Source organism: Polaromonas sp. P1_G2, from assembly GCF_056405515.1.
Map to the genome: position 1 here is coordinate 1 of NZ_JBFUBY010001285.1, position 429 is coordinate 429.

Consider the following 429-nt stretch of genomic DNA (forward strand, 5'->3'; position numbering starts at 1 on the left):
GGCACGCTCGCGGCTGGTGATCAGTGCGCTACCCTCCGTCGCCGAGCGCTGGGTGGAACCGAAGCTGGCTTCGTTCATCCGCGAAAAACCGAATTTCCGCTTCGAATTGCGTTCTGAAGAGGACATGGTCGATTTCGCCAAGAACGAGATCGACCTCAGGTTCGCCTATGGCACCAGCCTCTATCCCGAAATGGTGATCATTCCTCTGAAGCTCGACGAGGTGCTGCCGATGTGCAGCCCCTTCTATCTTCAGCGCAATCCGGGAGCGCGGAGCGATTTTCTCACTGCCGTGCCGGATGACGACCTGATCCATACCAATTGGGGGCCGACTTTCGTATCGCATCCGACCTGGCAGGCCTGGTTCGGCGAGATCGGCATCGACCGGCCGGATGAGACGCGCGGCTTCCGCGTCGGCAAGTCGAGCCTGGC

The 429-nt window shown here is 60.6% G+C and carries 1 protein-coding gene; it reads left to right on the forward strand.

Translation table 11 applies throughout. The features are described from left to right. A partial coding sequence (locus AC1D0P_RS30165; protein ID WP_477680092.1) for a LysR substrate-binding domain-containing protein occupies nt 1–429 on the forward strand: 429 nt, incomplete at both ends.